This is a genomic window from Caballeronia terrestris, from assembly GCF_001544515.1.
Lineage (GTDB): Bacteria > Pseudomonadota > Gammaproteobacteria > Burkholderiales > Burkholderiaceae > Caballeronia > Caballeronia terrestris.
Genome location: NZ_FCOL02000007.1, coordinates 1 through 14114 on the forward strand (window position 1 = coordinate 1; position 14114 = coordinate 14114).

14 protein-coding genes are annotated in these 14114 nt (G+C 64.6%); 9 read left to right on the forward strand and 5 right to left on the reverse strand.

Annotated features, from left to right (window positions below):
- Window positions 1-524: 524 nt before the first annotated feature.
- The 8 genes from AWB67_RS08115 to AWB67_RS08150 all read left to right on the forward strand — a co-directional run bounded on the left by AWB67_RS08115 (window position 525) and on the right by AWB67_RS08150 (window position 8698).
- A complete protein-coding gene (locus AWB67_RS08115; RefSeq protein ID WP_087655729.1) occupies window positions 525-2342 on the forward strand; it encodes a methyl-accepting chemotaxis protein in 1818 nt (605 codons plus the stop codon).
- Between the two features lie 167 nt (window positions 2343-2509).
- A complete protein-coding gene (locus AWB67_RS08120; protein ID WP_087655730.1) occupies window positions 2510-3433 on the forward strand; it encodes a CheR family methyltransferase in 924 nt (307 codons plus the stop codon).
- Window positions 3430-4251 carry a chemoreceptor glutamine deamidase CheD gene (gene cheD, locus AWB67_RS08125; RefSeq protein WP_087655731.1) on the forward strand — a complete coding sequence of 274 codons (822 nt, stop codon included), beginning with the start codon at window positions 3430-3432 and terminating at the stop codon, window positions 4249-4251. The genes AWB67_RS08120 and cheD overlap by 4 nt, the downstream gene beginning before the upstream one ends.
- Window positions 4248-5360, forward strand: a complete 1113-nt coding sequence (locus AWB67_RS08130; RefSeq protein WP_087655732.1) for a protein-glutamate methylesterase/protein-glutamine glutaminase — start codon at window positions 4248-4250, stop codon at window positions 5358-5360. The genes cheD and AWB67_RS08130 overlap by 4 nt, the downstream gene beginning before the upstream one ends.
- Window positions 5361-5426: 66 nt before the next feature.
- Window positions 5427-5822: a chemotaxis response regulator CheY gene (gene cheY / locus AWB67_RS08135; RefSeq protein ID WP_087655733.1), complete on the forward strand. Its 396-nt coding sequence runs from the start codon at window positions 5427-5429 to the stop codon at window positions 5820-5822.
- Between the two features lie 2 nt (window positions 5823-5824).
- Entirely contained in the window at window positions 5825-6532 is a 708-nt protein-coding gene (gene cheZ / locus AWB67_RS08140) for a protein phosphatase CheZ (RefSeq protein ID WP_087655734.1), read from the forward strand.
- A 337-nt stretch (window positions 6533-6869) separates the two neighbouring features.
- Window positions 6870-7373 (forward strand): DUF2844 domain-containing protein, encoded by a 504-nt coding sequence (locus tag AWB67_RS08145; protein WP_087655920.1) that lies wholly within the window; start codon window positions 6870-6872, stop codon window positions 7371-7373.
- A 17-nt stretch (window positions 7374-7390) separates the two neighbouring features.
- On the forward strand, window positions 7391-8698 hold the full coding sequence (locus AWB67_RS08150; RefSeq protein ID WP_087655735.1) for a DUF3443 domain-containing protein: 1308 nt from the start codon (window positions 7391-7393) through the stop codon (window positions 8696-8698).
- A 57-nt stretch (window positions 8699-8755) separates the two neighbouring features.
- On the opposite strand, the gene AWB67_RS08155 is transcribed toward AWB67_RS08150, so the two are convergent.
- From AWB67_RS08155 to argS, 4 genes are all read right to left on the reverse strand, one after another.
- A complete protein-coding gene (locus AWB67_RS08155) occupies window positions 8756-9535 on the reverse strand; it encodes an SDR family oxidoreductase (RefSeq protein WP_087655736.1) in 780 nt (259 codons plus the stop codon).
- A gap of 13 nt (window positions 9536-9548) precedes the next feature.
- On the reverse strand, window positions 9549-10211 hold the full coding sequence (locus AWB67_RS08160; RefSeq protein WP_087655737.1) for a thiol:disulfide interchange protein DsbA/DsbL: 663 nt from the start codon (window positions 10209-10211) through the stop codon (window positions 9549-9551).
- A gap of 149 nt (window positions 10212-10360) precedes the next feature.
- Window positions 10361-11140 (reverse strand): SPOR domain-containing protein, encoded by a 780-nt coding sequence (locus AWB67_RS08165; RefSeq protein ID WP_087655738.1) that lies wholly within the window; start codon window positions 11138-11140, stop codon window positions 10361-10363.
- Between the two features lie 146 nt (window positions 11141-11286).
- Window positions 11287-13071 carry an arginine--tRNA ligase gene (gene argS / locus AWB67_RS08170; protein WP_087655739.1) on the reverse strand — a complete coding sequence of 595 codons (1785 nt, stop codon included), beginning with the start codon at window positions 13069-13071 and terminating at the stop codon, window positions 11287-11289.
- Window positions 13072-13349: 278 nt separating this feature from the next.
- On the opposite strand from argS, the gene AWB67_RS08175 reads away from it, so the two are divergent.
- Window positions 13350-13676: a DUF1840 domain-containing protein gene (locus AWB67_RS08175; RefSeq protein ID WP_087655740.1), complete on the forward strand. Its 327-nt coding sequence runs from the start codon at window positions 13350-13352 to the stop codon at window positions 13674-13676.
- A gap of 105 nt (window positions 13677-13781) precedes the next feature.
- On the opposite strand, the gene AWB67_RS08180 is transcribed toward AWB67_RS08175, so the two are convergent.
- Entirely contained in the window at window positions 13782-13982 is a 201-nt protein-coding gene (locus AWB67_RS08180) for a hypothetical protein (RefSeq protein WP_087655741.1), read from the reverse strand.
- Window positions 13983-14114: the final 132 nt, after the last annotated feature.

A 14114-nucleotide genomic window follows, 5' to 3' on the forward strand; every position in this document is an offset into this window, starting at 1 on the left:
CTCGCAGTACACCGGACAGGTGCAGCAGTCATACATCCGTCCTCGCGCTACGCGCTCAGACGTGGGGTGCACGGCGCGGGGAATTAAGGCAAGCAGGGAGCGCAAGCAAAAGATGGCTTTTGTGAACCCCACGTCGGAGCGAAGCGAGGACGGAGCCAAACGGAGCGCATACCACTCAGAGGAAGTGCGCGTTGCCACAGTGGGTCCGCGAGCCAAGCCCGGTTCCACCGTGAGGGCGACACTTACTCTCCAGCGCCAGTCCGTTTTTACGCGAGTGAGGGTTCGTTAGCTTTGGCGGTTGGAAGCTGCTTTCTTTGCTTACTTTCTTTGCAGCAGCAAAGAAAGTGAGTCCCGCCCCGGACAGGGGCAGAGCAAATAGACCGCTAAGAAAGTAAGTTTCCTAAAAGCCTAAGCGTATCAAACGGTGTTGCCAAAGCTTCCAGCCGATCACAAAGCCTTAACGCGTCCCGCGTTCTAAGGTGCAAAGCAAGAACCCAAATAGCAAAACCCGTGAAGGAAGAAACATGTTGAAGAATTGGTCGATTCGCACGACGCTGACATTGGTAGGTCTGCTCTTCGTGAGCTTCGCGGCAATCGTGGGCGCCTTGGCCCTGACGGGCCTCAATTCCGCGAGTACATCGCTCTCAGCGCTGGCGCAACAGGACATGGTCGCGATCCGCGCGCTCGGCGAGTCCTCGTCATACTTGCTGCGCTCGCGCGTGACGCTCGATCGCGTGCGCTCGCTCACGGAATCCGGCAACGCCGAAGAAGCGAAGAAAGCGCTCGACCGCGGCCAGTTCCTGCTCGACAAGTCGAACGAGAACTGGAAGCTCTACCTCGACACGCCGAAGCCCACACTCTCCCAAGCGACGCTCGACGCAGTCGTCACCCAACACGAAGCGCTGCTGCACAACGGCGTCAACCCCGAGTTCGCAGCGATCCGCGCCGGCGACATGGCCGCGTACCACGCCATCGCCGATACGAAAATCAGCCCGATGTTCGTCGCGTTCGATACCGCCGCCTCCGCCGCCGTCGCCGCGCAGCAAACGCACGCCGAACAACTGCGCGCGGACACCGCGTCGCACATCGGCATGCTCAACACCGCCATCGTCGCCGTGCTCGTGCTGTCGTTCCTCACGCTGTTCGCCACACGCGTCGCTTTGCGCAGCCTCATCGTGCAGCCGATCAACGACGCCGTCGAACACTTCGACCGCATCTCGCGCGGCGATCTGACGAAGTCCGCGCACACCGACAAAACGAACGAAATCGGCCGCCTTTTCGCGGGCATCGAACGCATGCGCACGAATCTCACAGCGATGGTCGGCTCGGTGCATCGCGGCGCGGAATCGATCGACGTCGGCGCGCATGAAATCGCGAGCGGCAACACGGATCTTTCGCAACGCACCGAGGAACAAGCGGCCTCGCTGCAGGAAACGGCGTCGAGCATGGAAGAACTCACCAGCACGGTGAAGCAGAACGCGGAGAACGCGCGCCAGGCAAGCCAGCTCGCGGTGAACGCATCGGACATCGCGTCGCGCGGCGGCCAGGTCGTGGAGAAAGTCGTCGATACGATGAACGCGATCGCGTCGAGTTCGAGCAAGGTCGTCGACATCATCGGCGTAATCGAAGGCATCGCGTTCCAGACCAACATCCTCGCGCTGAACGCAGCCGTCGAAGCGGCGCGCGCCGGTGAGGAAGGGCGCGGCTTCGCAGTCGTCGCAGGGGAAGTGCGTTCGCTCGCGCAGCGCAGCGCAGCAGCGGCGAAGGAGATCAAGGCGCTCATCGGCGACTCGGCGGGCAAAGTCGAAAGCGGCTCGGAACTCGTCGCGCAAGCGGGCGAGACGATGGGTGAGATCGTGCAGGCCGTGCGCCGCGTGACCGACATCATGGGCGAGATCAGCGCGGCGTCCGAAGAGCAATCCGACGGCATCGAGCAGGTCAATCGCGCAGTCACGCAGATGGACAGCGTCACGCAGCAGAACGCGGCGCTCGTCGAACAAGCGGCGGCTGCGGCGGCATCGCTCGAAGACCAGACGCGTCAATTGAAGGACGTCGTCGCGCAATGGCAGATCGAGGGCATGCAGGCCAAGCCGAGCGCATCGGTCGCAGCGGCGCGTCTTTCGAGCGCACGCATCGAGCCGGCGCCGCTCAAGGCAACCAAGCACGCCGACGCAACGAAAGTTGCCGCGGAGCCTAACGTCGCGCGCAATCGCGCCGTTAATACAGATACAAGCAAAAGCGCAGCTACGGGCGCGGATGCCAGCAAGGCAGCAGCACCCGCAAGAGCAGCCCGCAAGGTACGCGCGACCACCGCCGACGACGGCGACTGGGAAACGTTTTGAGCATCATTCATTCAAGGCAGTGTGAAGTGACCATGCAGGTTTTCGGCATCTCGCCCCGCCACGGGCGACTCATCGAAGCGCGCGAACGCAGCGTGCATCGGGCCGCATGGTCGCGGGGATTGGGCATCGCGGCGCGCGATGCAGCTCCACGAGAGGCATGAAGCATCATGACGGCAACGCGCCAAGCACGCATCGACACGACTGAGCGTCCGAGGACCTCCGATGTCGAACGCGATTTCGAATTCACGTCGGCGGATTTCGCCCGCATTCGCGAGCTGATTCATCGCCGCGCGGGCATCTCGCTGTCCGACCACAAACGCGACATGGCATACAGCCGTCTCGCGCGGCGCCTGCGCGCGTGCGGCATCGATACGTTTCGCCAGTATCTCGATCGCCTCGAAGCGAGCAACGACAGCGCCGAATGGGAAGCCTTCGTCAACGCGCTGACCACCAATCTGACCGCATTCTTCCGCGAGTCGCATCACTTCCCGATCCTCGCGGATTTCGTGAAGCGGCGGCAGCAGCCGGTGTCGGTGTGGTGCTCGGCGGCATCGACGGGTGAAGAGCCGTATTCGATCGCGATGACGCTGATCGAAGCGCTCGGCGAGCAAGGCGCGAGGCAGTGCACCGTGTTCTCGACCGACATCGACAGCCAGGTGCTCGCCAAGGCCGATGCGGGCGTCTATTCGCTCGACCAGGTCAAGCAATTGAGCCCGGAGCGTTTGAAGCGCTTCTTCCTGAAGGGCACGGGGGCGCATGCGGGACTCGTGAAGGTGCGTCCGGAAGTGCGCGCGCTCGTGAAGTTCGAGCGCCTGAACCTGACGGACACGAACTACAACCTGAAGAACCCGTTCGACGCGATCTTCTGCCGCAACGTGATGATCTACTTCGACAAGCCGACGCAAGCGCAAGTGCTGTCGCGCTTCGAGCCGCTGATGAAGCCGGGCGCGCTGCTGTTCGCCGGCCACTCGGAGAACTTCACCTACGTGACGCAGGCGTTCAAGCTGCGCGGCCAGACCGTCTATGAAATGACGCGCGACCTGAAGCTTCAGCCGAAGCCAGCGCGAGCGCTCGCAGGAGCGAACGCATGAGCGGGTTGCCGATCGCGTCGAACCTGTATTTCGACACGCATTTCCAGAAGCAGGGCGTGAAGCTGCTGCCGAACGAGTTCTACATGACGAGCGAGGACATGGTGCTCGTCACGGTGCTCGGCTCCTGCGTCGCGGCCTGCATCAACGATCGCACGGCGGGCATCGGCGGGATGAATCACTTCATGCTGCCCGACGATGGCTCCGATGCATCGCACGCAACGTCCGATTCGATGCGCTACGGCGCCTACGCGATGGAAGTGCTCATCAACGAGCTTATCAAGCGCGGCGGACGGCGCGAGCGTTTCGAGGCGAAGGTGTTCGGCGGCGGCGCGGTGCTGGCCGGCATGACGACGATCAACATCGGCGATCGCAATTCGGAATTCGTGCGCCGCTATCTCGCGCTGGAAAAGATCCGCATCGTCGCCGAGGATTTGCAGGGCGCGCATCCGCGCAAGGTCGCGTTCATGCCGAAGAGCGGCCAGGTGATGGTCAAGAAGCTGAAGACGCAGCAGGAAACGAGTGTCGTCGAGCGCGAGCAGGCGCTCGTGAGCCGCACGCCGGAAGAGCGCGCGCAACGGCTCGCGCGGGCCCGGGCACGCGTCGAAATGTTTAATCATTCGAGCGCGTCGGGTGCCAGGCCGCGCGTGGAATTGTTCGCAGCCAGCGGTTCAGCTGCAACGAAGCCGCGCGTCGAATTGTTCGGCGCGGCCCCGGCGGCCGCGAAACCCCGCATCGAATTGTTCGGCTCGGCATCAGGGCTGAACGCTAACGGTCTGGCTCGCGCGGAGCGCGGCACGAAGACCGCGGAGGAAGCATGAGCATCATCCAGCAACAGGCAGGCCACAGGATCGAGGTGCTGTGCGTCGACGATTCGGCGCTCGTGCGCAGCCTGATGACCGAGATCATCAACACGCAGCCCGACATGCACGTCTGCGCGACCGCGCCCGACCCGCTCGTCGCGCGCGAACTGATCAAGCAGCACAACCCGGACGTTCTGACGCTCGACGTCGAAATGCCGCGCATGGACGGCCTCGACTTCCTCGAGAAGCTGATGCGCCTGCGGCCGATGCCGGTCGTGATGGTGTCGTCGCTGACGGAGCGCGGCAACGAAATCACGCTGCGCGCGCTGGAACTCGGTGCCGTCGATTTCGTGACGAAGCCGAAGGTCGGCATCCGCGACGGGATGCTCGATTACGCCGAGAAGCTCGCCGACAAGATTCGCGCGGCGTCGCGTGCTCGTGTGCGGCAAACGCCTCACTCTACGCATGCCGCGAGCGGCGCGCAGGGCGCAGCCGCGAAGCCCGCGCCGCTGTTCAACAACCCGCTGGTCAGTACCGAGAAGTTGATCATCGTCGGCGCATCGACGGGCGGCACCGAGGCGATTCGCGAAGTGCTCGTGCCGTTGCCGCCCGACGCGCCCGCCGTGATGATCGCGCAGCACATGCCGCCGGGCTTCACGAAGTCGTTCGCGCAGCGCCTGAACGGTTTGTGCCGCATCGCGGTGAAGGAAGCGGAGCACGGCGAGCGCGTCCTGCCGGGTCACGCGTACATCGCGCCGGGACACGCGCACCTCGTGCTCGCGCGAAGCGGGGCGAACTACGTCGCGCATCTTTCCGATGCGCCGCCGGTGAACCGGCATCGGCCATCGGTCGACGTGCTGTTCCGCTCGGCCGCGCAGCACGCGGGCAAGAACGCGCTCGGCGTGATCCTGACCGGCATGGGCCGCGACGGCGCCGCCGGTCTTCTGGAAATGCAGCAGGCGGGCGCGTATACGTTCGCGCAGGACGAAGCGAGTTGCGTGGTGTTCGGCATGCCGCGCGAAGCAATTGCAGCAGGCGGCGCAAGCGAGATCGCGCCGCTCACGGAAATGAGCCGGCGCGTGATGGCGCGGCTCGCATCGATGGGCGAACGCGTGCAGCGCGTCTGAGCGCCGTACCAATTTTGAATGCAGACGCGGCGCTTGCCGCATGCGAACACACAGGAGTGAGTGAAGATGGACAAGAACATGAAGATCCTCGTCGTCGACGACTTTCCGACGATGCGCCGTATCGTGCGAAACCTGCTGAAGGAACTCGGCTATTCGAACGTCGATGAAGCCGAAGACGGCGCGGCCGGCCTCGCGCGCCTGAAGGGCGGCGGCTTCGATTTCGTGATCTCCGACTGGAACATGCCGAACCTCGACGGTCTCGCGATGCTTCAGCAAATCCGCGCCGACGCGACGCTGTCGCACCTGCCGGTGCTGATGGTGACGGCGGAATCGAAGAAGGAGAACATCATCGCGGCGGCGCAGGCCGGGGCGAGCGGCTACGTGGTCAAGCCGTTCACGGCCGCGACCCTCGACGAGAAGCTGACCAAGATTCTCGAGAAGATGGCCAAAACGGGGGGCTGATCGTGACCGATCTCACACAACAAAGCGAACTCGCCGAGGCGGTCGCCGAGTACGAAGGCGCCGATTCGAGCGATCGTATCCTCGCCCGCATCGGGCAATTGACGCGCACGCTGCGCGATTCGATGCGCGAACTCGGCCTCGACAAGCAGGTCGAGGCGGTGTCTGAAATGGTGCCCGATGCGCGCGAGCGCCTGAAGTATGTCGCGACGATGACGGAGCAGGCTGCCGACCGCGCGCTGAACGCGATCGAACTCGCCAAGCCGATGCAGGAAGCGATGCAACGCGACGCGCAAGCGCTCGATGCGCGCTGGGACGAATGGTACGCAGCGCCGCTCGCAAAGGGTGACGCGAGCGCGCTGATCGCCGAGACGCGCGGCTTCCTGAAGACGGTGCCGGAAAACACGCAGGCGACCAACGCGCAGTTGCTCGAAATCATGCTGGCGCAGGATTTCCAGGATCTGACCGGGCAGGTCATCAAGAAGATCACCGATGTCGTGTACCTGATCGAGCAGCAACTGCTCGGCGTGCTGCTCGAAAACATCGCACCGGAGCGGCGCGAGCAGTTCGCGGCATCGGCGGCGGCGATGATGTCGGCGAGCGGCAGCCCGGACACGCTCCTCAACGGGCCGCAGATCAACCCGGAAGGACGCACCGACGTGGTGCAGGATCAATCGCAGGTCGACGATCTGCTCGCGAGCCTCGGTTTCTAGCACGCACATTTCTTCTGATATCTCCCCCGCGGGGCGCATGAATGGCGCCCCGCGCCGCTTTTTGCGCCGACAATTTCGAGATAAGTAAGCGGATTGGAGAAAATCTGTCTGCGAGCGTACGTTCGCGAACTTCCGGCTGGCGCCTTTCGGCTGGCATACTTCGTTAGCCTGGATCGAAACGGCCGCGTTTCTTGCGCCGTTTCGCCGCCGGAGAAACACCGCCCCGCCGTGACAATCGTGACAATGCGGCGGCCGGACGAAATTCGCAGGAGGAGCAGTGAGGTCATTGAATCATTCCCCGAAGGGTCGTATCGAAATTGAAGGCAAGCCGCGCGCCATGCTGCCGTTGCTGGCCGGCCTGATCGCCGTGTGCGCCACGTTTGCCGCAGCACCGGCCCACGCCGTTCTCGGCGGGGCGCCGATGGCGACGCCCGACGGCGCCACCGCCAACCGCGCGGTGTCGCGCTCCGTCGCCGTGCCGGGCGCGGTGTCGGGTGCTGCGTCGGCAAGCGCTTCGTCGGCGGCGACGTACACCGTCCGCGCGACCACGCTCGCCAATGGCACGAACGTCAACGAGTACGTGTCGGCGGAAGGCGTCGTGTTCGGTATCGCGTGGAAGGGTCGGCAGATGCCCGACTTGCTCAATCTGCTCGGCACCTATTTCCCGCAGTATCTGGATGGCCTCAAGGCGCAGCGCGCCGCGCGCGGCAGCCGTGGGCCCGTCAGCGTGAACGATGCCAGTCTCGTCGTGCATTCGGGCGGCCACATGGGCTCGTTCGCCGGCCAGGCTTACCTCCCCGAAAAACTGCCCGCCGGCGTCAGCGGCAGCGACATCAAGTAACGGACGGGAGAACTCACATGCGTCCGACGCACCTCAACACTCAATCATCCACGCCGTACTTCAAGCGCCTCGTCGGCTGGCTCGCGACCGCGATGCTCGCGACCGCGCTCGTCGCGTGCGGCGGCGGCGACGACAACAATTCGAGCAGCAGTTCCAGCGGCGGCTCGAGTGGCGGCAGCAGCGGCGGCTCGAGCGGCGGCAGCGACGTCGGCACGGGCGGCACCAACAACCAGCCGATCGCCGTCAACGGCACGAACGCCGTGCCGATCACGGTCAACAAGGGCGCGGCGAACTTCGTCAACATCCCGAACGTGTCGGTGACGGTCTGCGCGCCCAACACCTCCGTGTGCCAGACGATCGACAACATCCAGCTCGATACCGGCTCCTACGGCTTGCGGCTCGTGAGCGGCGCGGCGCAGCAGGTGCTCGGCAACCTGCCGGTCAGCGCGGCGCAGGGCGGCGGTCAGCTCGCCGAATGCACCCAGTTCGCGGACGGCTTCACCTGGGGCACGGTGCGCCAGGCGGACGTGAAGATCGGCGGGGAGACGGCGTCGAATATTCCCGTGCAGATCATCGGCGACCTGAGCGCGTCGTCGGTTCCGGCGAGCGGCTGCGTGAGCGGCAGCAACGAAGCCACGTCGACCGATCTCGGCGCGAACGGCATTCTCGGCGTCGGCAACGCGATTTACGATTGCGGCGCAAGCTGCCTGACGGCGTCGCAGAGCATGTACTACTCATGCCCGAACGGCACGAACTGCACGCCGGTCGGCGTGCCGCTCACGCAGCAGGTCGTCAATCCGGTCACGAAGTTCGCCGTCAACAACAACGGCGTGATCGTGACGATGCCGCCGATCAGCGACAACGGCACCGCCTCGGCGTCGGGGACGCTCGTCTTCGGCATCGGCACGCAGAGCAACAACGCGCGCACCGGCGTGACGACCTTCACCACCGACACCAGCGGCAACGTGAACGGCAACTACAACAAGTCGGCGGTCACGACGTTCTTCGACACCGGTTCGAACGGCACCTTCTTCGCCGACAATTCGATCTCGCAATGCACGTCGTCGACGTTCTATTGCCCGTCGTCGGAGCTGTCGCTGAACAACGCGATCAGCGGCCTCGACGGCACCACCTCCGCGACGGTGAACTTCCGTGTCGTGAGCGCCCGGACGCTGACGTCGGGCGGCGGGAAGTTCGCGTTCAATAGCCTCGCGGGCAGTTTCGGCGATTCGAGCTTCTTCGACTTCGGCATGCCGTTCTTCTATGGGCGGCATGTGTATGTCGGCTTCGATCTGCCGGGCAGCACGCCTTACGTGGCGTTTTGAGCTAGCTGGTTGGCGCTTCAAGGCAAAAGGCCCCGCGAAGTTTCGCGGGGCCTTTTTTCATGACGATGCGTCGCCGCGCGGCTTGCGCGGGGCGCGCTCGAAGAGCTTGTCGTAGAGCCAGCGCGGCATCGCGTGCAGAAGAGCGCCCGCGATGCGCATCTGCCACGGGAACGTGGCGTACCGCGCGCGGCGCGCGATGGCATCGGCGGTCTTGGCGGCGAACTTGTCCGCGTCCATCAGGAACGGCATCGGATAGGGATTCTTCGCGGTCATCGCCGAGCGCACGTAGCCCGGCGCGATCGTGACCACCGACACGCCCTGCGGCCGCATCTCCACCCGCAACGCTTCCAGATACTTCGCCGCCGCCGACTTCGACGCGCTGTACGCCCCCGAGCCCGGCAGTCCTCGCACGCCCGCGACGCTCGCGATGCCGACGAGCGTCCCGCTTCGCGCGGCGGTCATTGCCTGGACGAACGGCTCGAACGTCGCGACCATGCCGAAGTAATTCGTGTCCATCACTTCGCGGAACGTGTCGAGGTCGCCGTGGCCGGTCAGCGCGCCGCGGCTGATGCCCGCGTTCGCGATGACGACATTGGCCGGCCCGTGCTCGGCGACGAAACGCGCGGCGGCATCGGCGAGCGCGGCGGCATCGCGGACGTCGGCGGGGTAGATCGAGATGGGGGAATCGGGGAAGCGGGCGGCGAATGCCGTCAGAACGTCGGCGCGGCGGGCGACGAGGCCGATTACGGCCCCGCGCCGGACATATTCCTCGGCGAGCGCGAGGCCGATGCCGCTCGTTGCGCCGGTGATGAAGACCTTCAGTCGGACGGCATTCATACGGCGCTAAGGGTTACATCTTCTTCGCGCGAACCTGGCCGACGAGGAAGTCGAGCACCTGCGTCGTGCCCGGCAGGCTGTTGGTCATCGAGGGGCCGGTCTCGTACTTGCCCTGCACGATGAGCGTCGGCACGCCCTCGATCTTGTAGTCCGACAGCAGCTTGGTGTCGCGCTGCACGGCGCTTTGCGTCGAGAAGGAGTTGTACGCGTCCATGTACTTCTTCTTGTCGACGCCCTGCGTGGCCAGGAAATCGGCTTGCGCCTGCGGCGTCAGCAGATAGTTCTTCTTCACGTGGATTTCGTTGAAAATCACGGGCGTCAGCTTTTCGACGACGCCGAGCGCGTCCAGCGCGTGATACATCTTCGAGTGCGGGATGAAGTCGTCGCGGAAGGCGACCGGCACGCGCTTGAACACTACGTCCGGACCCTGCTTCTTGATCCACGTCTCGAGATACGGCTCGAATTCGTTGCAATGCGGGCAGCCGTACCAGAAGAACTCGGTGACTTCGATCTTGCCCGCCGCGTTGACGGGCTGCGCGGCCTGCAACACGGAGTAGTCCGTGCCGGAGACGGGCGCGGCAGGCGACGCGTGCGCCGCATTCATCGCGCCGATGGCGCCGATTGAGCCGATGGCGATTCCGAGGGAGACAGCAAGCGCACTGAACTGTTTTTTCATGACGGGAAAGGTGCGTGAAGTGGTGCGTGAGTGGCGAGTGGCGCGTGGTCGGGCAAGGACGTCAGTGGGACATAAGACACTTAAGCCAACCTTAAGCGGTGTTCCCAATCCGCGCCTTCGAAGCGATCGAAAGCGCGGTCAAGCGGTGCTTACTGCTTGGAGAAGCGGATCACGGCGGTATCGACGCCTGCATCGGAAAGACGCTGACGCACATTGTTCATGTCCTCGAACTTCGCAAACGGCCCGATGCGCACGCGATAGTACGTGACGCCGCCCGCATCGCGCTCGGTGACCTTCGACTCGAAGCCCTGGAAGCCGAGGCGCGCACGCTGCTGCTCGGCGTCGGCCTGGGTCTTGTACGCGCCCACTTGCAGGAAGTAGCCGGTGTTCGCATCGCCGGGAGCAGGCGGCGTGGCTTTCGCCGTCGCCGGGGCGGATGTGCCCTTCGCACCCGATGCGCTCGCCGTGCTCGTAGCCGACGGCGCACTCGCCGACGGCTTCTTCGCGATGGCGGCGCTCGTGCCCTGCGACGGCGCCGCAGGCTTCGGCGCCACGGCTACGCCATTTTCAGTCGACGGCGGCACTTCCACGATCTGCGGCTCCTCGAACGTGCCCGATGATTGCGTCTGGCTGTTCGTCTGGCCGGGCGCGGTGTTCGGCGGCGCGGGCTGCGCGGCTTGCGGCACGGCTTGTCCAGGCGTCTTGCCCTGCAGCGGACGGTTCGGGTCGTACGGCTGGCCGTTGGCGGTCGTTGCGCCCGACTCGGACGCCGGCGGCGCGACCTTCGCGACGAACGGCGTAGGCGCGCGCGTGATGTAGAGCGCGACGATGACCGCGATTGCAAGGCCGACGATCAAGCCCAGCACGATACCGAGAAAGGTGCCTCCGGTTTGCTTCGACTGCTTCGACGTGCTGCGTGGTTTTGCCATCTTATGATTCACCTGCAAAAAGTCTTCTGAATGGCCGACGATTATAACGGCGGCCCGAAGCGGGCCAGAGCACGGCCAGGCCGCCCGCGCGCGCCGAAAAATCCGAATTGCGCGACGGGCTGCGAAGCCGATGCACCGGGTGGCAATTACATCTTGACGGGAGCGGACACGCCGATCGTGGCCAGGCCGTTCGCGAGCACCTGGCGCGTCGCCGCGAGCAATGCGATGCGCGCATTGCGCGGCGCCTCTTCATCGACGAGAACGCGCTCCGCATTGTAGAACGAGTGGAATTCACCAGCGAGGTCGCGCAAATAGAACGCGACCGCGTGCGGCGCGAGTTCGTCGGCAGCATTCGCGAGCATGTCGGGGTATTCGGCGAGTTTGTTCAGGAGCGCCATCGCTCGTTCGCTCGACAGCGGCGCGAGATCGGCCTGGCCCGCCTGCGACAGGTCGCCTTGATAGCGCGTCTGCCAGTCGGACAGGATCGTGCTGATGCGCGCGTGCGCGTACTGCACGTAGTAGACCGGGTTTTCGTCGTTTTGCTTGAGCGCGAGGTCGATGTCGAAGATGAACTGCGTATCGGCTTTACGCGACACGAGGAAGAAGCGCACCGCGTCACGGCCGCGGCGGACGGTTTCCTCGTCCAGTTGATCCGGCGACGCCTCGCTGCCCGGCGCCATCCCGCCCGACCATTCGATCAGGTCGCGCACCGTCACGTAGCTGCCCGCGCGCTTCGAGATCTTCACTTCCTGGCCGTCGCGCATCACGGTGACCATCTTGTGCAGCACGTAGTCGGGATAGCCCTTCGGAATGCCCACGCCCAGGCCCTGAAGCCCCGCACGCACCCGCGCGATCGTGCCGTGGTGGTCCGAGCCCTGCACGTTGATGACCTTCGTGAAGCCGCGCTCCCACTTCGCGACGTGGTACGCGACGTCCGGCACGAAGTACGTGTACGTGCCGTCGGTCTTGCGCATGACGCGGTCCTTGTCGTCGCCGTCGTCGGTCGTGCGCAGCCACAGCGCACCTTCCTGCTCGTACGTCTTGCCGGCGGCCACGAGCGCGTTCACCGTCGACTCGACGCGGCCTTCCTTGTACAGCGACGACTCCAGGTAGAACTGGTCGAATTTCACGCCGAACGCGGTCAAATCCATGTCCTGTTCGTGGCGCAGATAAGCCACGGCGAACACGCGGATCGCGTCCAGATCTTCGACGTCGCCTTTGCCCTTGACCGGGTCGCCGTCCTTCGCCGCGACGGTCGCGCCCGCGAGGTAGTCGCGCGCGATGTCGGCGATGTACTCGCCGTTGTACGCGGCTTCCGGCCAGTCCGCGTCGCCGGGCTTGAAGCCCCGGGCGCGCGCCTGCGTCGAGATCGCGAGGTTGTTGATCTGCACGCCGGCGTCGTTGTAGTAGAACTCGCGATGCACCGCATAGCCTTGCGTCGCCAGAAGGTTCGAGAGCGCGTCGCCGAGCGTGGCCTGGCGGCCGTGGCCGACGTGCAGCGGTCCGGTCGGATTCGCCGACACGAATTCGACCAGCACGCGCTTGCCTTCCTCGCGCGTCGAACGGCCGAACGCAGCGCCTTCGCCGAGTACGGCCGGGACCACCGCTTGCTTCGCGGCAGGGGCGAGACGCAGGTTGATGAAGCCCGGCCCGGCGACTTCGGCGGCTTCGACGAGACCCTTGGCGGCCGGATCCGCGAGCACGGCATCGACGATCTGCTGCGCGAGCTGGCGCGGATTCGCGCGCAGCGGCTTGGCGAGCTGCATCGCGACGTTCGATGCGACGTCGCCGTGGGCGGCGACCTTCGGACGTTCGAGGACGATCACCGGTTCGACGAACGCGGCTTCGGATGCGCCCTGCGTGGCGAGCGCGACTTGCTTGACCGCGTTGGTGAGGAGCGTGGCGAGGGTATGTTTGTGTGCGGGCAGCATGCTGAGTGATCCAGTGGACCGGGTCCGGTGTGATGTGGCGTGACGCGGCGCCTTGGCCGGTGTGGAACCGAGGCATAGGGCAAACGGACGTCGGCGGGCGCGAGCCCTACAAATTGCGACGATTCCGATTGCCTTCGATGTCGAAAACGGATTTTAGCAGGTGCTAATATGTCGAATCAGGGTCGTCGTCAGGGAAACAGTCAGGGGAGCCCACGCGGCGCGGCACAGTCGGCCGGCGCGTTTCGCCAACCACCCAACATAAGGAAAAGGACCTTGCCATGCTGATCACATTCAAAACCAGCGCCGCACCGGACGTCATGATGCTGGAGAACCTGGCTGAGTATCTGCTCGGCATCATCGGCAAGCATCTGGGGCCTCGCGGTGTCATCACGCACGACGAGTTGCCCGGTGCGATCGAGAAGCTGGAAGCTGCCGTCGTCACCGACAAGAAAGAGCGCGCCGAGCACGACGGGCACTTTCACGAAGGCGAAGCGGGCCATGAGCCGCACGAGATTCCGATCGGCCTCGCGCAGCGCGCGTATCCGTTTCTCGACATGCTCCGCCTCGCGCAGAAAGCGAACACGGATATCTTATGGGGCGTGTGACGGTGAATTAAGGAGGCGCTGAATCTGCACGTCTTCTTTTCGCAGCGCAAGAAAAACCCCGCATCGGTTTGTGACGATGCGGGGTTTTTGTCTGACGGGCGAAGGTTATTGGGACTGACCGTTGGTGGTGGATGACGGCGCGCTCGCGCCTTTCTTCGCCTTGGGCTTCTTCGGTTTCTTCTTGTGCTCGGTCATCGGCGGCGAATATGACGACACGGCGCTCGCGGTCTGGGCGAACGCGACTGAACTACCGGACGTGAACAGGACAGCGGCGGCAACGGCTACGACGGGCGTCAGCTTCTTCATGCGGCTTTCTCCGGGACTATTGAAATTGCGTGACCGTCGCCATGACGGGCATTCGCAACGGCAAGTCTACGTAAAACAATAATTCGTGGTCGCGCCGCGCGCTGTTTTTCAATATCACACGGCGCGTATGTC